Genomic DNA, 23828 nt, shown 5'->3' with positions numbered 1-23828 from the left:
GACAACCACACGGCCACGCTACCGATGTTTCTAATAGTTTATGTTTTGCATAATTCGGTATCTGCCGTGCCGCATCGCATCAGCGCGCGCACGGGACAAGTGTTGCAAGGAGAAAATAACAACATGAGTGTGACGCAAGGATATGCAATCGTCGTGCACGGCGGCGCCGGCAGTCCCCGCGCGTACGCCGACGGCTGCGCGCGCGCGGCGCAACTGGCCGTGGAAGAACTGGCGATCAGCGCGGACGCCCTCGACGCCGCCATCGCCGCCGTCGCGTCGATGGAAGACGACGGCCGCTTCAACGCGGGCAGCGGATCGGTCCTGTGCCTGGACGGCGCGACCGTCGAAATGGATGCCTCCATCATGGACACCCGCGGCCGCCTCGGCGCCGTCGCCTGCGTGCAGGGCGTCAAGAACCCGGTCTTGCTGGCGCGGGCCGTCGCCGAGACGCCGCACTGGCTGCTGGCGGGCGACGGCGCGAACCGCTTCGCCGCCGCCATCGGCCATCCGGCCCACACGACGATTTCCGAGCGCCAGCGCGATGCCCACGCCAAGGTCGTCCGCGAACTGGCCGGCCGCGTGCCCGCGATGCCGGGCCTGTCGCCGGAAGCGAAAGCGTTCCTGCGCTTCTGGAATTACCAGACGCCGCTCGACCTGCCCGCGCACGCGGCCTGCGACACGGTCGGCGCCGTCGTGCGCGGCCCGGACGGCCATTTCGCCGTGGCGCTGTCCACCGGCGGTTCGGCACCGTCGCTGCTGGGCCGCGTGGGCGACACCCCGATCATCGGCAGCGGCTTCTATGCCGGGCCGGCGGGCGCGGTCGCCGCCACCGGCATCGGCGAACAGATCGTGCGCCACCTGCTGGCGCGCACCGTCTACGGCTGGATCGAAGACGGCATGCCGCTCGACCAGGCGCTCAGGCGCGGCGTGGACCTGTTCGATCCCAAGGTGCCGGTCGGCCTGATCGCCGCCAGCCGCACCGACGCGGGCAGCCACAGCAACCAGGACATGCCCAGCGCGAGGATCGTCGCGCCATGACCGCCCAGGAGCAGAGCGCCATCGCCGAGGCCGAACAGGCGGACCGGGTGGCCGGAAGCCACGGCCACCTCGTCATCATCGGCGGCGGCGAGGACAAGCAGGACGACATGGCGATCCTCACGCGCTTCGTCGAACTGTGCGGCGGTCAGTCCGCCAAGATCGTCGTCATCACGGCGGCCAGCGCCGCGTGCGAACACATGTGGGAGACGTACGACCGCGCGTTCAGCGACCTCGGCCTCACCCGCCACGTGCACCTGCACCTGCAAAGCCGCCACGACGCCAACGACGAGGCGCTCATCCGCGACGTCGCCGACGCCGACGGTATCTTCATGACGGGCGGCGACCAGAAACGCCTGCTCGCCATCGTCGGCGGCACCGCGCTCGACGCCGCCATGCACGCCGCCCTCAAGCTGCGCGGCGCCTGCATCGGCGGCACGAGCGCCGGCGCGTCCGCGATGTCCGGCCACATGCTGGCCCAGGGCCGCGCCGAGCTGCATCCGGAAAAGGGCTCGGTGAGCCTGGGCGCGGGCCTCGGCTTCCTGCACAGGGTCGTCATCGACCAGCATTTCTCCGAGCGCCAGCGCCTGTCGCGGCTATTGTCCATCGTGGCACAGAACCCGTACTTGCAGGGCATCGGCATCGACGAGGACACCGCGCTCGTCGTCGAACGCGGAGTCGGCATCGAGGTGCTGGGCGAAGGCGCCGTCACCATCGTGGACGGCCGCTCGATGTCGACGAACGTGGCGGAGATCGCCGACCACGCGACGCCGGAACTGATCGACGTGCGCCTGCACCTGCTCCCGGCCGGCAGCCGGTATGCCCTGCCGGGCGCCGGCGGCACGGCGGACGCCCGCCGCATTCCCCCGCCGCTGCTCGAGTTTTTGGAAAACATCACGAAACGGAATCCGATCTCATGAAAATCGCAGAACATCGCTTCCTGCGCGGTCCGAGCCTGTATGCCGCGACGCCCTGCCTGCTGGCCATCGTCGACACCGCCGCGCAGCAGAACGCCGCCGGCCTCGGCAGCCGCCTGCTGGCCCTGTTGCCTGCGATTTCCTTCGAAGCGGCCGCGCGCCTGTCCGATTGCCAGGCCGCGCACGAGGCCCTCGAACCCGTCGTGATGGAATTGCAGCGCCTGGCGGGCGCGCCCGGCCCGTTCAGCCTGATGCTGACCGACCCCGCCCGGCCGCAGCGGGCACGCGTCGTCTGCGGCTACACGATCGAGCAGGTGGCCGGACAGGCGCTGCGCACGGCCGCGGCATTGATCGGGGCCTGCGCGCGCCAGGATCCGTTCGACCTCGACGCGGCCCTGGACGAGCTGCGCGACACCGCGCACCGCCACGCCATCGGCACGAGCACGGCTGCCGTGCTGGCCGCCGCGCACCGGCGCGGCATCCCGAGCCTGCGCCTGACCGAGGAAGCGAACCTGTTCCAGCTGGGCTGGGGCAGCCGCCAGAAACGCCTGCACGCGACGATCACCGGCGCCACCAACCACGTGGCCGTCGGCATCGCCAGCGACAAGCAGCTCACCAAGACCCTGCTCGACCAGGCCGGCGTGCCCGTGCCGGCCGGCGCCACCGTCGCCACGCCGGATGCGGCGCTGTGCGTGGCGCGCCGGCTCGGCGGCGCCGTCACCGTGAAGCCGCTGGACGCGAACCAGGGCAAGGGCGTCACGGTCGCCTGCGCGACGCCGGACGAGATCGCGCGCGCGTTCGACTTCGCCCGCCAGTACGGGCCGCACGTCATCGTCGAAGAACATCTGCAGGGCCGCGACTACCGCGTGCTCGTCGCCGGCCGCAAGGTCGCCGCCGCGTCGTGGCGCCGTCCGCCGCACGTGACGGGCGACGGCGTGTCGACGGTGCGCGAGCTCGTCGAAGCCGAAAACCGCAACCCGGCGCGCGGCGACGGCCACGCCAACATCCTGACCAAAATCCCGCTGGACGACCTCGCGCTGCAGGTGCTGGCACGACAGGGCCACGACCTCGATACCGTCCCGGCGGCCGGTACGCAGGTCGACCTGCGCGGCAACGCGAACCTGTCGACCGGCGGCACGGCGGAGGACGTCACCGACCTGCTGCCGGCGGAGACGCGCGACATCTGCATCCGCGCCGCGCGCACGATCGGCCTGGACGTCGCCGGCATCGACATCGTCTGCCAGGACATCGCCCGGCCGCTGCGCGACCAGAACGGCGGCATCATCGAAGTCAACGCGGCGCCCGGCATCCGCATGCACCAGTATCCGAGCCGCGGCACGCCGCGCGACGCGGGGGCCGCCATCGTCGACGCGCTGTTCGGCGAGGACGACGGCCGCATTCCCGTCGTGGCCGTGACGGGCACGAACGGCAAGACGACGACGAGCCTCCTCATCGCCCACGCGACGCGCCTCGCCGGCCTGTCCACCGGCGTCACGACGACGGAAGGCGTGTACGTCGACGGCGAGCGCATCGCGAAAGGCGACTGCACGGGCTACCGCCCGGCGCGCACCGTGCTCGCCGCGCCGGACGTCGACTTCGCCGTGCTGGAGACGGCGCACGGCGGCATCCTCGAGCACGGGCTCGCGTTCGACCAGTGCGACGTCGCGGTCGTGCTGAACGTCTCGGCCGACCACCTGGGCCTGGACGGCATCGACACGGTCGAGGAACTGGCGCGCGTCAAATACGTCATCGCCGAGCGGGCGCGCCGAGCCGTCGTGCTGAACGCCGAGGACGACCATTGCGTCGCGATGGCATCGAGCCTGCGCCACGCCGTGGAGATCCTGTACTTCGCGCTCGACGCCGACAACCCCGTGCTGCTGCGCCACCTGGAAAACGGCGGCCGCGCCGTCTACCTGGAAGACAATATGATCGTGCTGGCGAACGGCACGCGCCACGACGCGCTGCTGGACGTGCGCACGATGCCGTGCACGATGCGGGGCGCCGCGCGCTACAACATCGCCAACGGGCTGGCCGCCGCCGCCGCGCTCGCCGCGACGGGCTTCGGCAACCCCGAGATCGCGGCCGGCCTGCGCACGTTCGTCTCCGACTGGAAGCACAACCCGCTGCGCTCGAACGTGTTCGACGTCGACGGCGTCACGGTCATCTTCGACAACGCGCACAACACGGCCGCGTACGCCGCGCTGGCCGAGACGGCGCGCGCACTGACGCCGGGCCGTCTCGTGGGCGTCGTCGCGTCCCCCGGCGACCGCCGCGACGAAGACCTGATCGCGCTCGGCGAGACCTGCGCGGCCGGCTTCGACGAACTGGTCGTGTACGAGACGGAGAATCGCGGCCGTGCGGCCGGCGAGGTGGCGGCGCTCCTCGTGCAGGGGGCGCACGTCGGCAAATTCGAGGCCGATCACCTGCAGGTGCAGCTGAACGCGCACGAGGCAATCCGCGCGGGCCTCGCGCGCTGCGTCCCTGGCGACGTGCTCGTGTTCGGGTGCGGGTCGTCGATCACGGAGCTCACCGAAGCGATCCGGCCCACGTCGCCGGCGACGGCGAGCCGGATCGAAGCCGGGGCCGTCTGAACACGTGATGTGAACGGGTGGACGGCGCGCCGTCCGCCCTACCCGACCTGCGCCGCGATCCTTGCCGCGCTCTCCGGGTCCGCCTGGCGGATCGCCTCCACGAACACGTCGAGCGACGACCCGCACGCGAACACGAGCACGTCCCCGCGCCGGCACAGCGACAGGCCGAGGCGGATCGCTTCTCCCACGTCCAGTTCGCGGTGCAGGGTGTCGGTCTTGCCGACGACGTCCTCGGCGCCCTGCAGGATCAGGTCGACGGCGGCGCCGTAGTCGCGGCCGCGGCTGGCCGATTCGTACACGACCAGTTCGTCGAAGCGGGCGGCGCACACGCGGCCCACCTCGAACAGGTCGGCGTCGCGGCGGTCGCCCGGCGCCGTCACGATGCCCACCAGCTGGCCGGGCAGCAGCGCGCGCGCCATCTCGGCCAGGGCCGTGTAGGCCGCCGGGTTGTGGGCATAGTCGACGATGACCGTCACGCCGCGCACGTCGAACACGTTCGTGCGCAGCGGGTTCGTCTTGCCGTCGCTGACGAACGTCGACAGGCCCGTGGCGATCTGCAGACTGTTGAACCCCGCCGCCATCAGCCCGGCCGCCGCCGCGAGGCCGTTCGCGATGTTGTAGCGCGCGCGGCCGCCGAACGCGATGGGCATCGTCTCCACCCGCAGCAACTCCTGATGGTAGGTGGCGTCGGCCACGACGATCGAATTGTCCTGCAGGTAGACCGCACAGCCGCCCTCCTCCAGGTGGTGCAGCAGCACCGGACTGTCGGCCTCCATCGAGAAATACACGACCTCCACGTCCGGGTGCACGCGGCGCGCCATCGCCACGCACAGCGGGTCCTCGGCATTCAGCACGACGGCGCGGCGCGCCGCCAGCGCCACGACGGCCTTCACCTGCGCGAGGTCTTCGACGGTGTCGACGCCGTCCAGCCCCAGATGGTCCGGCGCCACGTTCAGCACCATGCCGACGTCACAGCGGTCGAACGCCAGGCCGCGCTTGAGGATGCCGCCGCGCGCCGTCTCCAGCACCGCGAACTCGACGTCCGGCGACGAGAGCACGGTCCGCGCCGACCAGTAGCCCGTGCAATCGCCCTTCGTGACTTCCTTGCCGCCGATGGTGACGCCGTGCGTCGTCGCCACGCCGGTGACGCGGCCCGCCAGGCGCGCCGTGTGCGCGATCAGCAGCGTGGTCGTCGTCTTGCCGTTCGTGCCCGTGCAGGCGATGATCGGAATCCGGCCGTCCGAATCGCCCATCAGCCCCGTGACGATGGCGTCGGCCGCGTCGTGCACCGCGCCGCCGGGCTCCCGGTGCAGGTCCAGGCCGGGCGCCGCGTGCAGGCCGACCACGGCGCCGCCCTGGTCGGCCAGCGGCACGGCGATGTCGCGGCAGACGATGTCGATGCCCGCCACGTCCAGCCCGATCTTCGCGGCCGCGCGCACGCACAGGCGGCGCGTGGATTCGGGCAGCAGCGCCGCCACGTCGTCGGCCGTGCCGCCGGCGTGCGCGGGCCGCAGCGACGCCGCCGCGACCTTGCCGGCCGCGACCAGGATGCGGTACGCCGCGCCGTCGATGCAGCGTTCGACGATGACGTGGCGGCCGAATGTGCGCGCATGCACGTAGGCCCGCTCGATCTCGTCGTCCGTGCCGCATGCAACCGTGACGCCTTCGCCCCCGGTGGCGTCGAGCGGCTTGACCGTCACCGGCGCGCCCAGCTCGCGCGCCACGCGCAGCGCGTCTTCGACCGTGGCGACGGCTTCGCCCTCCGGCACGGGCACGCCCGCCTCGGCCAGCAGGCGCCTGGCCAGCTGCCTGTCGCCGGCGATGCGCACGGCGATGGTCCCGGTGTCGCCCGTGACCGTGGCCTGGATGCGTTTCTGCTTCACGCCCCAGCCCAGCTGGAACAGGTTGGCGTCCTCCGTGATGCGCGTGACCGGAATGCCCCGGTCCTGCGCGGCGGCCAGCACGGCGGCCGTGCTCGTACCGACGGCATAGTGTTCCGTCAGCGCGCGCAGCTCGTCCAGGCGCGGCGCCAGGTCGAACGGTTCGTCGTGCGCGAGCGCGTCGACGATGTCCACGGCCAGCGCGAACGCCGGCTGCGCGACCTTTTCCAGCTGGTAGGCGCAGACGATGCGGAACTGGCCCGGCTCGCCGGTCACGGGCCGCGTGCGCCCGAATGCGACCGGCGCGCCGGCCAGGCATTGCAGGCCCAGTGTCACGTGTTCGATCACGCGGGCGAGATACGTCCCTTCGCGCAGGCGCTGCGCGAAGCCGCCCGGCTGCCCCGTCGGCACGAGGTAGTCGGCCAGCGACGGCAGCAGGTCGAGCAGCGCGTCGTTGAAGCGCGGGAGGTCGCGTGTGGAGACGCCGTACAGGTCGTCCAGGTCCAGCACGGACAACAGGCACGGGGTGGCGGCGTGGATGTTGGGTCCGCGCAGGAAGCGTTGTTCGAGTATTTGCACAGGATATCCTCGTGTCGCCCGGTCGTGCTCAGGCGTCCAGCAATTGCGAATACATCCGCGTGGCCATCAGGCCCACCGCGGTATGATGCACCGATGGCGACATCAGGCGCGCCAGCATGGCCATCGCCTCCGGCTTGCCCGCGGCATCGGCCACGCGCCGTTCCAGCTGGTGCAGTTCGGTGTCGCCGCTGGTGTCCGCGGCGCGGCGCCGGATCAGGCCCCGCTCCGGATAACCGCCGCGCTGCGCGTGCTGCGTGAGGCTGTCGAGCGTGCGCTGGCGGGCGCGGTGGCTCAGCACGCGGGTGGTGCGGGCCGTGGCCGACGCGGCCCGTGGCGTGGCGATCCAGTCGTGCAGCACCTGCTGCTCGTAGCTGGAAAATACGCCGAACATCTCGGCGCGCTCGCCCTGGATCAGGCGCCAGAAACGGCTGTGCTCGACGTCTTCGCCGCGCTGGATCCAGCCGGCGTCTTCCAGCGCCGTCAGGAACGCGGGGATCTGTTTCGGGTCCGCCAGCCAGTCGTTGACGGAGCGGCCGCCCACCCGGCAGTAATCCGAGTGCATGTTCTTGCCGATGGCCGCTTTCGCGGAGAAGATCTCGACCAGTTCCGCTTCCAGGTCGAACCCGCCGATGACGGACGTCGTGCAGGCGCCCAGGTCGTTCAGGCGGTAGCCGTCCAGTACGCGCCCGAAGAACGCGGCCGGGTCGGACGACTGCGCCATCAGGTTGCGCAGCGCCTGCACGGCCTTGTGCGCGTGGCCGCTGCCGGCGTTGTCCACCGTGACGTGCAGGGTGAAGTAATACGGATCGATCCCGAGTTCGTTCAACTCGTACGCCGTGATCAACAGATGCAGCGGCAGTTGCTCGTAGCCGAGGTTGTAGCCTACGACCTCCGGCAGGAAATCGTCCGCATGATGGGCCAGCGCCAGCTGGATCGCGCCCTGCACGAAGTGGTCCTCGGCCAGCGCGTCCCAGTGTTCGCAGCCGTGCGCCGCGAGCAGGCGGCGGTACAACGTGACGTGGTTCTTGTCCGGGACGCCGTCGCCCAGCTCTTCGAGGTAGGTCTTGATCAGCGGGTGGAAGTCGGGATCGTCCCAGCGCGGCAGCAGGCCGTACAGCCAGGCGCCGTCGACGAGCTTGGTCGGCGCGACGCCCTTGAGGAAGTACAGCGCATGCGCCTTGTTCGTGAAGTAACGGCGCGGCGCACCGTTCTTGCGTGCGGCGAGATATTCGCGGTAGGCGATGCCGACGGACTCGGCGCGGCCCTGGATCCAGCCCTGCAGCTGCCAGACGGCGTCCGGCAATTCGCACGGTTCGGCCCGCGCCAGCCCGATCTGCGCGTGCAGGAACGCGTGCGCCGCGGCGCGGCATCCGGCCGGATCGTCCAGCAGGGAAAAATACAGGGTCCTGGCGGCCGGCACCTGGGCGGGACGGGCATCGCGCGCGGCGGCGCGTTGCTGGCTGTCGACGGCGTACGTGGAGGTCATAATAAATCTTGTGGTCAATGTTCAACCACGATTATGCGGACCCGGCGTTATTGGCGTAATCGGTACGCTTCCCTCCGGAATGTCGGACAGAGATTACAAGAATTGTATCGTTCGGATGGGGCTGGAAACGACGGGCGGCGCCGCAGCGCCGCCCGGGAGACGAAGGCGGCTCGCGCCGCCCCGATGCTTTTTACGACTGGGTCGCGCCGTTCAGCACGGAACGGGCACGGGCATAGCCGAAATAGACGATCAGGCCCAGCACGAGCCAGATGCCGAAGGCCATCCAGGTGATCGCGGACAGGAACGACATCAGCGCCAGGCAGAACACGACGGCGATGCCCGGCACGATCGGCACGCCCGGGCAGCGGAATGCGCGCTTGAGGTCCGGGCGCTTCTTGCGCAGCACGATCACGGCGACCGAGACGAGGCAGAACGCGGCCAGGGTGCCGATGTTGACCAGTTCGGCCAGCACGTTCAGCGGCACGAAGGCGGCGATCAAGCCGAACAGGATGCCCACGACCCAGGTGGCGAAGAACGGCGTGCCGAATTTCGGGTGCACGGTCGACAGCCTGGCCGGCAGCAGGCCGTCGCGCGACATCGCGAAGATGATGCGGGTCTGGCCATACGCCATCACGAGGATCACGGTGGTCATGCCCAGGATCGCGCCCAGGTCGACCCAGCCGGAGAACCAGTTTTCGCCCGCATACTGCAGCGCCAGCGAGACGGGGTGGTCGATATGGCCCTCGAACAGCCGGAACGGAACGATGCCGGTCATGATCGCGGACACGATCACGTACAGGATGGTACAGATGGTCAGCGAACCGATGATGCCGATCGGCAGGTCGCGTTCCGGGCGCTTGACTTCCTCGGCGGCCGACGTGACGGCATCGAAACCGATGAATGCGAAGAACACGACGGCGGCGGCGCCCATGATGCCCTTGCCGCCGAACGGCGCGAACGGGTGCCAGTTGGCCGGCGTGACGTGCTTGACGCCCACGAAGATGAACAGCAGCACGACGGTGATCTTGATGACGACCATGACGTTGTTGACGCGGGCCGATTCCCGCACACCCCACGACAGCATCGCGGTCAGCACGAGCATGATGCACAGCGCGGGCAGGTTCATGATGGTGTGCACGCCCGGCAGCGCGCCCGGCGCGGCGCTGAGCGCCTGCGGGATGGCGATGCCGAATCCGGACAGCAGCGACTGGAAATAGCCGGACCAGCCGACGGACACCGCCGACGTCGCCAGCCCGTATTCGAGCAGCAAGTCCCAGCCGATCATCCAGGCGACGAGTTCGCCCAGCACGGCATAGCTGTAGGTATAGATCGAACCGGCGACCGGTACGGTGGACGCGAATTCCGCGTAGCACATGGCCGCGAAGCCGCAGGCGATGGCGGCGACGATGAACGACACGGTCAGCGCCGGTCCGGCCGTCAAGGCGCCGGTACCGGTCAGCACGAAGATACCGGTGCCGACGATCGCCCCGATGCCCATGAGGATGAGGTCGGTTGGCCCCAGCACTTTCTTCAGCCCGCCCGGGGTACGGGAAGCTGCGACCATGTTGTCGAGATTCTTGGTTCTGAAAAGACTCACTGCTTTCTCCAATCGATAGTAGATAGATCCCGGTCCCTGATTATTGTGCGCGCGGCGGGCAGGCGGTTGGCCTGCACATACATACGCCGAAGGGGGTCTCCTCCTCGGGCTCGGACCGTCAAGCAGCCTGACATGCAAAAACAGTGCCGGTCAGGAACTTAGCGGCGTGCCATTATCTCCATTCTGTTATCGAGAATCAAAGGAAATACTCAATATTTACGGCCCCGGCGAACGGGCACGCGCGAAAAAGCTAGCGCAGCGTACAGACCAGGAGTTCCGGATCGGCGTTCAGCCGCAGTGGAATGCCGGAACAGCCGACGCCGCGGCTGACGATCAGCGGTCCGTTGTCGGGCAGGTCGTAGCGGCCATAGGTGTATTCGCGCGAGCACGGGCCGCTGGGGCGGAACAGCGGCGCACCGTCCTGGAGCGCGATCTGGCCGCCGTGGGTATGGCCGGCGAAACCGACGTCGAAGCGCTGGCGCTCCAGGCGGAACAAGCCGTCCGGCGAATGCATCAGGTAGATCCGGACGGCGCCCGCGCCGTCGAACGTGGCGCCGGCGGAGGGATCGCCCGTCCACGGATCGTCGATGCCGCATATGCTGACGTGGCCGAACGGCGCCGGCAACGCCGCGTTGCGGTTGACGAGCACCTCCACGCCGGCCGCGCGCAGGGCATCCTCGACGACGCCGCGGCCGTTCCAGATATCGTGGTTCCCCACCACGCCGTACACGCCCAGCGGCGCCCGCACGCCCTCCAGGAAGGCGCGCAGGCTGTCCACGTTATCGGCGTCGAACGACACGTAGTCGCCGCCCAGCAGCAGCACGTCCGGACGCTCCGCGCGGATCGCCGCCAGCAGGTCGTCGAACAGCGCCGGATGCGTCGTCGGGCCGGCGTGGAAATCGGAGGCGAAGCCGATGCGCAGCGGCTGCACCAGCCGTCGTTCCGCCCCCAGCTCGACGTCCTGGTACGTCACGCCTACGCGTCCCTGGCCGCCGAGCCGGTAGCTCAGTCCGGCCAGCCAGCCATTCATCAGGACGGCGTTCAGGATGCGTTCGGTCGCGTTGCGGATGGGACGCTGGTGCTTGTGCCTGGGCATGCGGAAGAAGCTTGTAAAAATCGCACTGTACACGAACGCCCTCCTCTTTGTCGCCATCTCTCCGCGCACTGGTGCAATTGAGCTAGCCACGGTAACATTGCTCATTAAACAGGAACCGCCCATGCTGACACCCGACCAATTCTTCGCCTTCCTCGCCACCGCCATCCTGCTCACGCTGACGCCGGGGCCGGACAACATGATGGTCTTGAGCGTGGGCGTGTCGAAGGGCCGGGCGCGGGGCATCGCGTTCGGGCTCGGGTGCGCGCTCGGCTGCCTCAGCCACACGCTGCTGGCCGTGATCGGCGTGTCCGCCCTCATCGCCGCGTCGCCGCTGGCGTTCACGACGCTCAAGGTGTGCGGCGGCCTGTACCTCGCCTGGATGGGCTGGCACGCGCTCCGCAGCCGCGGCGGCGCCCGCATCGATGCGGACCAGGCATCCGCCGCCCCGCCGCGCACGCTGTTTTTCAAGGGCCTCTTCGCGAATGCGATCAATCCCAAGGTCGCCCTGTTCTTCCTGTCGTTCCTGCCGCAGTTCATCGTCGCCCAGCGCGGCGACGCCAACCTGCAGACGGCGCTGCTGGGCCTCACGTTCACCCTGCAGGCCGTCGTATTGTTCGGCCTGCTCGGCTTCTTCTCCGGCGCCATCGGCCAATGGCTGGCGCGCCGGCCCAGGGCCGGGCAGTGGCTCGACCGCGCCGCCGGCACCATCTTCATCGCGCTGGGCCTGCGCCTGATCGTCGCGCGCTGACGGTTTACCCGACCCGAAAAATATTTCCATTACGAAACTTGGTTGCGGCCACGTTTTTTTGCTACATTGGGGCCTTTGCCCGCCGCGAATGCGCGATTCCACTCTGTTCAAGCACCTGACCTCCAGCGCGATCGTCACCGCCTGCTGCGTACTCGGCCTGCTCTATTTCGGGCGCGACGTCCTCGAACCGCTCGCGCTGGCGGTGATCCTGAGCCTCGTCATCGCGCCGCTGATCCGCACCCTGCGCCGCATCGGCCTGGGCCAGGTGCCGGCGACGATGCTGTCCGTGCTGATGATCGGCACGTGCGTCGTCGGCCTGGGCATCGTGCTCGCCTTCCAGCTCGTGGCCGTCACGGGCGACCTGCCGAAATACCGTGCCGCGATCCGCACCAAGGTCGCGGCCGTGCGCGAGCTGACGGAGCGGCCGTTCGCCCGCATCGAGGCCGAGATCAGCGCCGTGCAGCCACAGGAACACGGCGCCGTCAGCGGCCGGCGCGGCATCAACACGGTGACGGTCAGCCCGACGCAGCCGCTGCCCGTCGAAATCCGCCAGCCGCGCCTGACCACGCGCGACTCGCTCGCCCGGCTGTTCGCGATGGCCTGGGGCCCGCTGGGCGAGGCGGGCCTCGTGCTCGTGCTGCTCGTCTTCATCTCGCTCGAACACGACTCGCTGCGCGACCGCCTGATCCGGCTCGCCGGCCAGACCGAAATCAACCGCACGATCCGCACGCTGGGCGACGCGGCGCAGGGCGTGTCGCGCTTCTTCCTGTCGCAGTTCACCGTGAACCTGACCTTCGGCACGCTGATCGGCGTGCTGCTGTGGCTGGCCGGCGTGCCGCACGCGGGCCTGTGGGGCGCACTGTCCGGCATGCTGCGCTTCGTGCCCTACCTGGGCGTGATGGCGGCGGGCGCCGTCATCGCCGTCTTCGTCGCGGCCATCGACCCCGGCTGGCAACTGGCGCTGTCGTGCATCGCCCTGTTCGTCGCGCTCGAACTGTTCGTGGCCAACGTCGTCGAGCCGAAAGTCTACGGCCACAGCTCGGGCCTGTCGCCGCTCGCGGTGATCATCTCGGCCGTGTTCTGGGGCGCGATGTGGGGCCCCGTCGGCCTGCTGCTGTCGACGCCGCTGACCCTGTGCTTCGTCGTGGCCGGACGCCACGTGCGCGGCCTGGAGCCGGTGACGATCCTGCTGGGCGACGCGCCGAACGTCTCCGGCGCCCAGCGCCTGTACCAGCGCCTGCTGACGGCCGACAGCGACACCATCGTGCGCGACGCCCACGCCTACCTGCGCCGCGCCAGCTTCGCGCGCTATTGCGACAAGGTGCTGCTGCCCGGCCTCGCTTTGGCCGGTGCCGACATGCGCGCCGGCCGCATCGACGCGGGCCAGATGGAAACCATGCGCGCCGCGATGGGCCGCGTGGCCGCGACCCTGAACCCGGAAGGCCGCACGCCCGCGCGCACGCGGCGCCGGCGCGACGTCTCGCTGCTCGACGCCAACCTGGGCGCCTACCTGCGCCAGATGCGCGAGACCCGGCAAGGCCGGTGGCAGGGCTCGCTCGACGTGCCGGCCCACTCGGTGGTGCTGTGCGCCGCCCTTGCGGTGGAACGCGACGAACTGATGAGCGAGCTGCTCGTTTCCGCCCTGCGCGAAGCGGACATCGACGCCCGCAGCACCCTGCTGGGCTCGGCGGACCGCCCGGGACCGGAAAAGGCGGAGCTGATCTCCACCGTGATCCTGCCCTACCCGGTCGAAGAACGGCTGGGCGACTGGCTGAACGCGGCGGCGGAACTGCGCACCCACCTGCCGGATGCACTGCTGGCCACCGTCAAGCTGCCGTTCGACCAGTCGCCGGTGCCGCAACCGACCGTCGAGGAGCACGTCGATATCGTGTTGCGCTCGTTCGAGGAGGCGCTGGCGTTCGTGGCGCCGGAGCGGGCGGCGCGGGGTTAATTCCGGCCGTCGACCAAAACACAACAAATATTATCGGACGGGTCACGATATCCCTTCCGCGGAGTTGCTTTATCGCTATAATGTTGCCGTACATCACATATTTCCGGTCATGGCGGCAAGCATTCTTCCTCAAACAGACGGAACATCCGAACCGAAGCGCCGGCCCGGGCAACCGGGGCATTATGAATTCCGCGCCCGTCTCGGCGAGGGAGGATTCGGCGAGGTCTACGAAGCCTGGGACACCCGGCTGCACCGCAGCGTCGCGATCAAGACGATCCGCCACGGCGGCTCCGTCGGCACCGACCTCGTGCATGAGGCGCGTCTCGCCGCATCGCTGCGGCATCCGGCGTTCGTCAACGTCCACGCCGTCGAAGACGACGCGACCGGCCAGTTCATCGTCATGGAACTGGTGCACGGCCGCACGCTGAAACAGATCCTGCAGGACGGCACGGTGCCGCTGTCGACCGCACTGGACTACGTCGGCCAGGTCGCGGAAGCGATGCGCGCCGCGCACGCATCCGGGCTCGTGCACGGCGACATCAAGCCGTCCAACCTCATGGTCGAGGACGACGGCCGCGTACGCATCCTCGATTTCGGCCTCGCGCTGCGCCACGACGCGCTGGCGACGGAAACCGTGTCGCTGGGCTCGACCGCATCCACCGGCCAGACAGACCCCCAGGGCACGATCGCCTACATGGCGCCCGAGCGCCTGCAGGGCGCGACGCCCGATCCACGCGCGGACGTGTATGCGCTTGGCGTCATCCTGTACGAACTCGTGTGCGGCAAGCGGCCTTTCGCGACCTTGCACGGGCTGGCGCTCGCGGCCGCGCTCGTCCAGACGTCGTCCGACGGGTGGGATTATCCGGACAGTCTCGGCACGCCGTTGATTGCGCTGATACGCGCGATGACGGCGCGGCAGGCGGAGCAGCGGATCGCGAACATGGACGAGGTCGTTCGGCGACTGGCGGAGCTGACGGGCGGCGAAGCGTCCCAGAACACACATCCGCCGACACCTGCACCGCGCCGACACCTGCTGCCACGTGTGGCGAAGTTCGCTGCCGGTGCGTTGCTGACCGTCGCGATCGGCGGGATCGCGTGGTGGCGGGGTGAGCCGCATCTGGCTGCGCTCGAGACCTCGATGCATAAGGCGATCACACCCTATTCCGAAGCCGTCGAGATGGACCAGGGCCTTGCCTCGCTCAGGTTCTTCGACCGGCCCGGCGCACTTGACACCGCGCAGCGCCATTTTGAACGTATCCTCGCGCGGACGCCGCAAAATGCAGCGGCAGTGGCCGGGATTTCGCTGGTGGACAGCCTGCGCTTTGCTGGCGACAGTCAGGACGAAACCTGGATTCAGAAAGCGGATGCGAGCGCGCAGCAAGCCGCCAAACTGGACGATCAGCTCGCACTGGCTCACGTGGCGACTGCCGCGGTGCGCGCGGGACAAGGACGGTTCGACGACGCCATTGCGGCCTGCGACAGCGCGCTCCGGCTCGACCCGGCGAATCACTTCGCCTGGTATGTCAAGGCGGAAACACTACGGCACGCGCGTCGCTTTCAAGACGCTCGTGCCACATTGGCCGGGGCGATCCACCGCTTCCCTCGGGAGCGTGTTTTTATTGATGAGCTCGGAAGCGTCGAGTATGAACAAGGCCATTATGAGGCCGCCGAACAAGCTTTCCGACGCAGCATCGCACTGGAACCCGACGCGGTGATCGCCTACGCAAACCTGGCCGCCGTCCTGATGCGCCTGAATCGCGCTGACGACGCCTCACGAATGCTTCAGCGCGGACTCCAGTTGCGTCCAAACTCCCGCCTTTACACGAACCTAGGCAATATTCTCTTCCTGCGCAGCGATTACGTCGGCGCGGCCGATGCGTTTCAGAACGCGGTCTCGCCTGTCCACGGCGATCCGGGCTCCTATTTCAAGTGGGCAAACCTTGGCGACACGCTGCTCTGGATTCCTGGCCGCGCACAGGAGGCGCGGCAAGCCTACGACAAGGCGCGGCGGCTGCTCGCCCCTCGCCTCGAACGCGCCCCGAACGATGTCGTCCTGGTATCGCGCATGGCTCTATACACGGCGCGGGCTGGAGACAAAATGGACGCACGAGCGCTGGCCGGGCGAGCGGTCAAGCTTGCACCCGACAGCGCCGATGTCCAGTTCCGCGCCGGCCTCACCTACGAACTCCTGGGGCAGCGCACACTCGCGCTCGCCGCGATCTCAAAAGCCTTAACCCTAGGTTATCCGCTCAAATATGTGGAAGCGGAGCCAGACCTCGTCGCGCTGCGACGCGACCCGGCCTACCACACCAATTAACCCGCGCCATCCCATCCAACCGTTCGATCACCGAAAGGAACATCATGCCGCAAACCCATCAACTTACCATCAGCTATGTTCAGGGCGAGACCCTCGCCACTTGGAGCCTGGACGGGCGTCAACTGCAAGATGGAGACACTTTCACGGCCCAACCGGGGGACAAGGTTGCGTTCCAGTTCGACGGTCCAGGCGACATCGCGGAATGCGTGTTGATTAGCGGCCAGATGCAGAGCGGCTGCGGCTCGTCACCATTCGTCGAAGGAAACCGCATCAATCTCAAATCGCATTCGACGCTGGTGGTGAGCCAACAGATGGGCGTGTGGGGATTCACTGTGTCCTTTTCGGCACACGCCGGCGACGGTACGACAGCGTTCTATTACCTGCCGGACCCGGAGATGGAAGTCGGGTCACACTGCTGATCAAACACTCTCGCGCAGCCGCCTCACCTCCCGCCGCAACGACTCCGTCGGCGTCTTGAGCACCACCGCGCAGCGCGCCACGTCGCCGTCGCACGCTGCCAGTGTCCGCTCGATCTCATCGGCCGGAATCCGTTCGGCCCAGCGGATCTCCGCGTGGGCGTCGAGCAGCTTGTACATCGTCGGCCGCGAGATGCCGAGGGCGCGCGCCGCCGCCTGGATGTTCCAGTCGTTGCCGGCCATCGCCTCGAGCACGTCGGCGTCGGTCAGCTCGGATGGCTTGCGGCGCGGCGGTTCGGCCGCAACCGCGGCGGGCGCCGGCGCCGGCGCCGGCGCGGCCTCCACGGCCGGCATCACGCGCGCCGCGCTGCCGGACGGCGCCGGCGTCAGGCGCACCAGTTGTTCGAGCTGCGGCGCGCCACCGTGCTGCACCAGCAGCGCCGCGCGCCGCAGCGTGTGTCCCAGCTGGCGGATGTTGCCCGGCCAGTCGTAGCACGCGATCTCCACCACCAGTTCCACCGGCAGCGCCGGCTGGGCGCCATGCGCCTGCAACAGGTGCACGATCAGCACGCCGATGTCTTCGCGCCGTTCGCGCAGCGGCGGCAGCTGGATCGCGAATCCCTCCAGGCGGCGCAGCAGGGCCTGGTTGAACACGGCCGTGTCCAGGTCCTGGTCGGTCGCCGCGATCAGGCGCGCGCTCGTCTTGCGGTCGTGGCTCGCGCCCAGCGGGCGATAATCGCCGCCTTCCAGCACGCGCAGCAGCATCGGCTGGACGCTGGGCGGTGCGTTGCCGATCTCGTCGAGGAACAGCGTGGCGCCGTCGGCCTCGGCGAACAGGCCGCGGCGCTCCTGCGCGCCCGTGTATGCGCCGCGCGCCGCGCCGAACAGTTCGGCGGCCGCCAGCGATTCATTCAATGCCGCCATGTTCACGGCCACCAGCCGCGTCTGGGCGCGCTGGCCGAGCGCGTGGATGGCGCGCGCCGCGATTTCCTTGCCGGTGCCCGTCTCGCCCAGCAGCAGCACGGGGATGTCGGTCGGCGCCACCATGCGGATCTGGTCGCGCAGCCCGATGGCCGCCGCCCCCACGCCGACGAGGCCGGGCACGGGATTGTGCTTGGGCAGGCAATGCATCCAGTGCAGGCACAGCACGACGGCGCGGCCCAGCATCAAGACCTGGCCGCGCGCGACCTCGGACGCGTCGAACCGCACCTGGCCCGTCGTGGCCCGTCCGTTCAGTTCGACCGGCATGCGGGTGGCGGGCAGGTGCAGCGTGACGCCCTCGCCGTCGCGCACGATCCGCACCGGATCGCGCGAGATCGTGCCGTGGCCGAGCGGCAGGCCGGCCTGGCCCGGCCGATAGAACAGCGGCCCGTAGCGGTTCACGTCCAGCGCGGCCGGATCGCCGACGAACTGCTCGCCGATGCGCGCCGCGTCCGGGTGCCAGAGGATCGTCAGCGCGAGCAGCGGCCGCGCCGGGATGCCCTGGGCGGACAACTGCAATGTCTGGGTGTATTCGGTGGAATCGCTCATGCGCGGCACGTCAGGATGCACTTTTACATGTAAAAACACATGGCAATTTTACACTCAGAAACACCGGAAGGGCCGTAAACCGGGTCGCACACCCCTCATAAGCCTGGTTATCAGCATGGCACGGCGCTTGCAATAGTGGTAGTGCCGCCATCGGGGCGGCGCCATTTTCCTGAACGTGCCATGACACTCAACTTCGCTTCCTCGCCCATCCTGCCCCTTGACGCCCGCGTCATGCTCGACGTGCACAACCTGAAAGCCCTGCGCCAGCGCCGCGGCGGACGCGAGGCGTTGTCCGAACAGTTCCAGGAACGGCGCCAATGCCTCACCCGCGCCGCCCTCAACCGGGCGGAATCCGGCAAGCCAGTCCCCTACCGCACCGTGCGCCACCTGGCCGCGTTCTACGGCATCGGCGTCGAGTCGTTGATCGACGCCGAACCACAGCACCACACGCCGCCGTCGCGTCCGGCACCGGACCCGTCCGACGTCGAGCGCCTGCAGTGCCGCGCCGTCATCGACGCCGTCCACGTGGCGGGCCGCGGCCGGATCATCGACATCCAGGGCGCGGAAGGCGCCGGCAAGTCGCGACTGCTCGCGTTCGGCGCCAGCGATGCCCGCGCGCGCGGCTATGCCTGCGTCGTGCTCGACGGCGGCACGGCCGGCCAGCCCGTCGCCCACACCGCCGCGCGCCTGATGCTCGCCCTGCTCGGCCTTGCGCCCGACGCCGCGGCCGACGACGCGCAGCTGGCCGACCTCGTGCGCGCACGCTGCGCCGCCCTGGCCCTGCCTGCGGCGCACGTCGACGCCTGCGTCAGCCTGATCGACACGGTGCCGGACTGGCCGCTGCCGGCCACCCAGCTGCTGCAGACGGCCGCCCTGTGCGCCCTGCTCCAGCACAGGGTGCAGCACAACGGCGGCAAGCAGCCGCTGCTCATCTGCATCGACGATCTCCAGTGTGCCGACTGGCAACTCGCCATGATCCTGAACGTGGCCGTGCCGGCGACCCTGGACTATCCCGTGCTGTGGATGTTCGCCACCCGCCTGGAACCCGGTCCGGCCCGGCGTCCCCTCGGCGTGCGCATGGACGCGCTGGCCCGCACCACCCTGCACCTGACGCCGCAGGCCCCGCGCCCGGGCCGCGCCGACGCCGGCGGCGTGCACCGGCTCAACCGCGCCGCGGTCTAGGTCCCCCGCCCGTCCAGCTTCTGGACGCCGTGCCGCTCATCGTGCCACGGTAACGGGCTCAGCTGGTCTCGATCGCGTCGACGCGGTCGGGATAGAACGCCAGGTGTCCGCGGATCGCGGCGACGGCGGGATACGGCGACTCGTAGCTCCACGCCGCGTTTTCGCCCTGCGGCCCGGCCGCCGCGACCGAGAAATAGGCGCAATCGCCCTTGTACGGACAATGGGTGTACTGATCGGTGCGCCGCAAGCGGTCCATCGCGACATCCTCGCGCGGGATGTACAGCACGGGTGGATAGTTCGCCTCGCGCAGCGCGAGCGCGCGGTCGCTGCTGGCGATCACGGCACCGCCCGCGCGGACGGTCACACGGCCGCTCGCGGGACCGATCGTGATCGGGTGGTCGGGGCCAGGCATCTTCATGTTGATCGGCATGCGGGTCTCCCATCGTGGAACGATACGGCCTCATGCTATCAGGTCCCGCGCGTGCCCGCCGGCCTGGCGCGCCACCCACGGACGAACGATCGTGCTTTCCATGCGCTTTCTCCCGGGCCGGCAACACGGCCGTCGTGTGATTGGATCGGACGGCACACCGGCGGTTCCGTGCGTCCGCCAGACTTGCGTCAATGCCCGCCGGCGCGCGCGCCGCGCAGGATGCGCACATAGAACACCGCGTTCAGCGCCAGCACGGCCGCCGCCAGCAGCCACTGCATGCCGCGCGTGAGGCCCGCCGGGTAGATCAGCCCGACCAGATAATGGTCGACGAAGCCGCCGGCATAGCCCGCCGCCCCCGCGAGCAGCCGCAGCCGGATTTCGAGCGCGGTGAGCGGACAGGCCGCGCCCGTGACCTCGATCGCGATACCCCACGCGACGGCGGCCAGGTGGAGCGGCCACAGCCGTCGCCGGCGCAGCACGAGGGCCGCGCCGGCGACGACGAACAGGATGAAGCCGAGGTGCAGCACCAGCACCAGGGCGGCGAGAAACCGATAGACCATCGACGACGCTCCTTGCGGCCGGACCCCATGATACGGCGCGCGGACGGGTCGGACGCCACCGGCGCACGACTGATACATGTCAAACGCGCATGCGGGTGCCCCCATATGCTCCACCTGAATCGCCGGCCCGTCGCCGCACACCGCCGGCCGCGGCCGGCCGAACCGAGGAGATCGCCATGACGCAGACGATGCCACGCGCAACACCCCCGACGCCGCTTTCGGACCGGCGCCGGTCCGCCCTCCGGCGAGCCCTGGTCGGCATCGCCGCCCTGCTCATGCTGGCCTGCGCCCTGCCGGCCGCCACCGCGGCATCCGGCCGGGCGGCCCGCGGTGCGGACAGCGACACCGCCACGCGCCGCCAGCAGACGGCCGTCAAGCACATCAGCGATGCCGTGGGCGTCGTGCACACGATGGACAACGAGGCCGGCATGGCCGGCTTGCTGGACCGCGCACGCGGCGTCTTCATCGTCCCGACCTACGGCCGCGCCGCGCTCGGCGTCGGCGGCGCGGGCGGCGCCGGCGTGCTGATGGTCAGGCGCGCGGACGGCGCCTGGGGCAACCCGGCGTTCTTCGACATCGGCGGCCTCAACATCGGACTGCAGGCCGGCGCGGAGGGCGGGCCCATCGCCCTGCTCCTGCTGAACCAGAAAGCGGTGGACAGCTTCCGCAACCGCAACAATTTCTCGCTCAGCGCCGATGCCGGCCTCACCGTCGTCAACTTCGCCCGCATGGCCCAGGGCTCGACGGCGGGCGACGTCGTCGTGTGGTCCGGCAGCAAGGGCCTGTTCGGCAACGCGGTCACGGTCGGCATCAACGACGTGCGCTACAACCGGCGCCTGACCGAAGCGTATTACGGCAAGCCGACGACGGCGCTGCAGGCCATCGACAACACCGAGATCAACGCCCAGGCCGACGCGCTGCGCAAGGTGCTCGGCAGTCCGTCGGCGCCGGCGGGGAGCGGCGGCAAGACTGGCGGACGCTAGCCGCGGCGACGGCGGGCCCCGTCACGCGCCGGCGTGCATCCCGCCGGGCGGCGCGCCGCGTGCCATCCAGTGCTCGAATTCCGCCGCCGTCGCCGGCCGGGCGTACAGGAAGCCCTGCACCATATCGCAGCCGTGGGCGCGCAGGAAAGCCAGTTCAGCCTCCGTCTCGACACCCTCGGACACCACTTCCAGGTTCAGGCTGCGGGCCATGGCCAGCGCGGCCGTGACGAGGCCGGCGCGCTCCGGGTCGCTGTCGACGTCCGTCACGAGCGACTTGTCGATCTTGAGCTCGTCCGGGCGCAGGCGGCTGATGTAGCCGAGCGAGGAATAGCCGGTGCCGAAATCGTCGATCGCGACCAGCACGCCCAGGCCCTTGAGCGCGGCGAGCATGGCCCGGGTGTGCGCGTCGTCGGTCAGCTGGCTGTGTTCGGTGATTTCGATGCACAGGCGGTCGCTGGCCAGGCCGGTCTCGCGCAGCGCGTTCTCGACCGTGCCCACGATGGCGCCCGACTTGAACTGCGCCGCCGTCACGTTCACGCCCATGCGCAGCGGACGGGCGTTGCCGGCATTCCAGCGGGCGGCCTGGCGGCAGGCCTCGAGCATCGCCCAGGCACCGATCGCTTCGCCCATCGACGATTCCTCCAGCACGGGCAGGAACACGCCCGGCAGCAGCAGGCCGAGTTCCGGATGGCGCCAGCGGATCAGCGCTTCCGCGGCGGCCGGCAGGTCGTCGTCGAGCGCGACGATGGGCTGGTAATGCATCTCCAGCTCGTTGCGCTCCAGGGCCACGCGGAGCCCGGCGCCGAGGCGCGTGCGCATCTCCATCTGCACGGTCAGTTCGGGACGGTAGAACTGCACATTGTTGCGCCCCTCCCCTTTTGCCTGGTACAGCGCGCTGTCGGCAAAGCGCAGCAGCGTGCGGAAATCCTGGGCGTCGTCCGGGAACAGGCTCACGCCCATGCTGACGGCGAGCCTGACCTCGTGCGCGCCCACCGTCATCGGCTTCGCGCATTCCGTCCGCAATTTGTCCGTGAGGGCCAGCACGCCGCGGGTGTCCGTCACGCCGCACAGCACGACGACGAACTCGTCGCCGCCCATGCGGCCGACGATGTCGATCGTCCGCACGGTGCGCGTCAGGCGCGCCGAGATTTCCTTGAGAACCATGTCGCCCGCCTCATGCCCGAGGCTGTCGTTGACGTGCTTGAAGTAATCGAGGTCGAGGAACACGACGGCCAGCCGCGACTTCTGGCGGCGCGCGACGGCGATCTCGTGTTCGACTTCCTCGTTCAGCAAGGTCCGGTTGGCGACGCCGGTCAGCGCATCGTGATGCGCCAGGTGTTCGAGCGCATGCTCGGCGCGCTTGCGTTCCGTGACGTCGTTGATTTGTACGAGAAACTGCTCCGGGTCGGCATTGGCCGGCAGCAGCGAGGCGGAAACGAGCGCCCAGATCACCTGGCCGTCGCGCCCATGGTAGCGCCGTTCGTACTGCACGGCCTCGCTGCGCCCCTGCACCAGGTCGCGCAGGAATTCCTTCTCGATGGCGTTGTCGGACGCGTCGCCGAACGCGGCCTGGTCGGCGCCCACGAGGCGTCCCGCGTCGACGCCGAGCAGGCGGCACAGTGCCCGGTTGACGCGCACGAAACGGTTGCCGTCGTCGATGAGCGCCAGGCCGAGCGGGGCGTTGTCGAACGCGCCGCGAAAGCGGTGCTCGCTGCGCGCCAGGCGCTCCTGCGCGGCCACGCGTTCGCGCACGTCGTGCAGGACGATCGCGAGGCCGCCGAGGCGCCCGGCGTCGTCGCTGATGGTGCCGATCGTATAGTCGACGGGGATGGCCGCGCCGTCGTGGCCGTCGAGCAGCGCGGCACGGCAGGCGGGCGCGCACTGGCGCGTCGCGTGCAAGGTGTCCGGCACCAGCGCCAGGACGGCGCCGCCGACGGGATCGCGCAGGCGCACGACCTCGGCCGCCAGCCGCCCCTCCAGCCCGTCCACGCCGAGCAGCCGTTCGGCCGCGGGGTTCGCGAGGCCGACGCGCCCGACCGCGTCCGTGGCGATGACGGCGTCGCCGACGCCGCGCAGCACGGCCGCGAGCCAGCGTTCCGACTCGCGCAGCTTGCGCTCGACGTCCGCCTTGCGCAGCGCCACCTCGATGCCGGCGCGCAATTCGCGGTTCTGGAACGGCTTGGTCAGGTAGCCATAGGGCCATGCGCCCGCGGCGCGCTCCACCGTCTGGTCGTCGCTGTAGGCGGTGAGGAACAGGACCGGGATATGCAGCTCGCGGGCGATCTGGGCCGCGGCCGCGACGCCGTCGATCTCGCCCTTGAGCACGATGTCCATCAGGATCAGGTCGGGCCTGTCGGAACGTGCCCGCTCGATCGCGGCGCGTCCGTTGTCGACGCAGCCGCAGACCCGGTATCCCATGTCGTGCAGCTGCCCGTCGAGATCCATCGCGACGACGGATTCGTCCTCGACGACGAGCAGGGTGGGCGGGACGCGGGGCGCGGCTGCCGCTGGTTCGGTCATGGTCGTCATG

General features: G+C 69.5%; 17 protein-coding genes. 9 read left to right on the top strand and 8 right to left on the bottom strand.

Annotated features, from left to right (window positions below; genetic code table 11):
• Positions 1-123 precede the first annotated feature (123 nt).
• Genes ACEN9Q_RS10070 through cphA form a run of 3 tightly spaced genes read left to right on the top strand, consistent with a single transcriptional unit; the run spans position 124 to position 4543 of the window.
• Entirely contained in the window at positions 124-1038 is a 915-nt protein-coding gene (locus ACEN9Q_RS10070; protein WP_495628286.1) for an isoaspartyl peptidase/L-asparaginase, read from the top strand.
• Positions 1035-1955 (top strand): cyanophycinase, encoded by a 921-nt coding sequence (locus ACEN9Q_RS10065; protein ID WP_495628285.1) that lies wholly within the window; start codon positions 1035-1037, stop codon positions 1953-1955. Before ACEN9Q_RS10070 ends, ACEN9Q_RS10065 begins: the two co-directional genes overlap by 4 nt.
• Positions 1952-4543, top strand: coding sequence for a cyanophycin synthetase (gene cphA / locus ACEN9Q_RS10060; protein ID WP_495628284.1), 2592 nt, complete (start codon positions 1952-1954; stop codon positions 4541-4543). Before ACEN9Q_RS10065 ends, cphA begins: the two co-directional genes overlap by 4 nt.
• 38 nt (positions 4544-4581) lie before the next feature.
• Here cphA and ACEN9Q_RS10055 read toward each other — a convergent pair whose 3' ends face one another.
• From ACEN9Q_RS10055 to ACEN9Q_RS10040, 4 genes are all read right to left on the bottom strand, one after another.
• Positions 4582-7002 carry a cyanophycin synthetase family protein gene (locus ACEN9Q_RS10055; protein ID WP_495628283.1) on the bottom strand — a complete coding sequence of 807 codons (2421 nt, stop codon included), beginning with the start codon at positions 7000-7002 and terminating at the stop codon, positions 4582-4584.
• A 28-nt stretch (positions 7003-7030) separates the two neighbouring features.
• On the bottom strand, positions 7031-8488 hold the full coding sequence (locus tag ACEN9Q_RS10050) for an iron-containing redox enzyme family protein (RefSeq protein ID WP_495628282.1): 1458 nt from the start codon (positions 8486-8488) through the stop codon (positions 7031-7033).
• Between the two features lie 190 nt (positions 8489-8678).
• On the bottom strand, positions 8679-10085 hold the full coding sequence (bcaP, locus tag ACEN9Q_RS10045) for a branched-chain amino acid transporter BcaP (protein WP_495628281.1): 1407 nt from the start codon (positions 10083-10085) through the stop codon (positions 8679-8681).
• A gap of 250 nt (positions 10086-10335) precedes the next feature.
• Positions 10336-11181 carry a metallophosphoesterase gene (locus tag ACEN9Q_RS10040; protein WP_495628280.1) on the bottom strand — a complete coding sequence of 282 codons (846 nt, stop codon included), beginning with the start codon at positions 11179-11181 and terminating at the stop codon, positions 10336-10338.
• Between the two features lie 121 nt (positions 11182-11302).
• On the opposite strand from ACEN9Q_RS10040, the gene ACEN9Q_RS10035 reads away from it, so the two are divergent.
• The 4 genes from ACEN9Q_RS10035 to ACEN9Q_RS10020 all read left to right on the top strand — a co-directional run bounded on the left by ACEN9Q_RS10035 (position 11303) and on the right by ACEN9Q_RS10020 (position 16616).
• Entirely contained in the window at positions 11303-11929 is a 627-nt protein-coding gene (locus tag ACEN9Q_RS10035) for a LysE family translocator (protein WP_495628279.1), read from the top strand.
• Positions 11930-12017: 88 nt separating this feature from the next.
• Entirely contained in the window at positions 12018-13880 is a 1863-nt protein-coding gene (locus ACEN9Q_RS10030) for an AI-2E family transporter (RefSeq protein ID WP_495628278.1), read from the top strand.
• 64 nt (positions 13881-13944) lie between these two features.
• Positions 13945-16197: a protein kinase domain-containing protein gene (locus ACEN9Q_RS10025; RefSeq protein ID WP_495628277.1), complete on the top strand. Its 2253-nt coding sequence runs from the start codon at positions 13945-13947 to the stop codon at positions 16195-16197.
• 44 nt (positions 16198-16241) lie between these two features.
• The gene (locus ACEN9Q_RS10020) at positions 16242-16616 is read left to right on the top strand and encodes a hypothetical protein (protein ID WP_322400182.1); all 375 of its coding nucleotides are present in this window, start codon (positions 16242-16244) and stop codon (positions 16614-16616) included.
• On the opposite strand, the gene ACEN9Q_RS10015 is transcribed toward ACEN9Q_RS10020, so the two are convergent.
• A complete protein-coding gene (locus ACEN9Q_RS10015) occupies positions 16617-18143 on the bottom strand; it encodes a sigma 54-interacting transcriptional regulator (protein WP_495628276.1) in 1527 nt (508 codons plus the stop codon).
• Positions 18144-18323: 180 nt separating this feature from the next.
• Here ACEN9Q_RS10015 and ACEN9Q_RS10010 point away from each other — a divergent pair, with 180 nt between their 5' ends.
• Positions 18324-19325, top strand: a complete 1002-nt coding sequence (locus tag ACEN9Q_RS10010; RefSeq protein WP_056446343.1) for an AAA family ATPase — start codon at positions 18324-18326, stop codon at positions 19323-19325.
• 58 nt (positions 19326-19383) lie between these two features.
• Here the strand turns inward: ACEN9Q_RS10010 and ACEN9Q_RS10005 are convergent, their stop codons facing one another.
• Together ACEN9Q_RS10005 and ACEN9Q_RS10000 are read right to left on the bottom strand one after the other, a co-directional pair.
• Entirely contained in the window at positions 19384-19755 is a 372-nt protein-coding gene (locus tag ACEN9Q_RS10005) for a DUF427 domain-containing protein (protein WP_056446340.1), read from the bottom strand.
• A 188-nt stretch (positions 19756-19943) separates the two neighbouring features.
• Positions 19944-20315 (bottom strand): DUF2784 domain-containing protein, encoded by a 372-nt coding sequence (locus tag ACEN9Q_RS10000; protein ID WP_056446337.1) that lies wholly within the window; start codon positions 20313-20315, stop codon positions 19944-19946.
• 176 nt (positions 20316-20491) lie between these two features.
• On the opposite strand from ACEN9Q_RS10000, the gene ACEN9Q_RS09995 reads away from it, so the two are divergent.
• A complete protein-coding gene (locus ACEN9Q_RS09995) occupies positions 20492-21298 on the top strand; it encodes a lipid-binding SYLF domain-containing protein (RefSeq protein WP_495628275.1) in 807 nt (268 codons plus the stop codon).
• 21 nt (positions 21299-21319) lie between these two features.
• Here the strand turns inward: ACEN9Q_RS09995 and ACEN9Q_RS09990 are convergent, their stop codons facing one another.
• Positions 21320-23827 (bottom strand): two-component system response regulator, encoded by a 2508-nt coding sequence (locus ACEN9Q_RS09990; protein ID WP_495628274.1) that lies wholly within the window; start codon positions 23825-23827, stop codon positions 21320-21322.
• Position 23828: the final 1 nt, after the last annotated feature.

It is taken from the genome of Massilia sp. Masssp93 (assembly GCF_059491295.1).
Note: the sequence above shows the minus strand (reverse complement) of the source record. Positions and strands in the feature narration are given on the sequence as shown.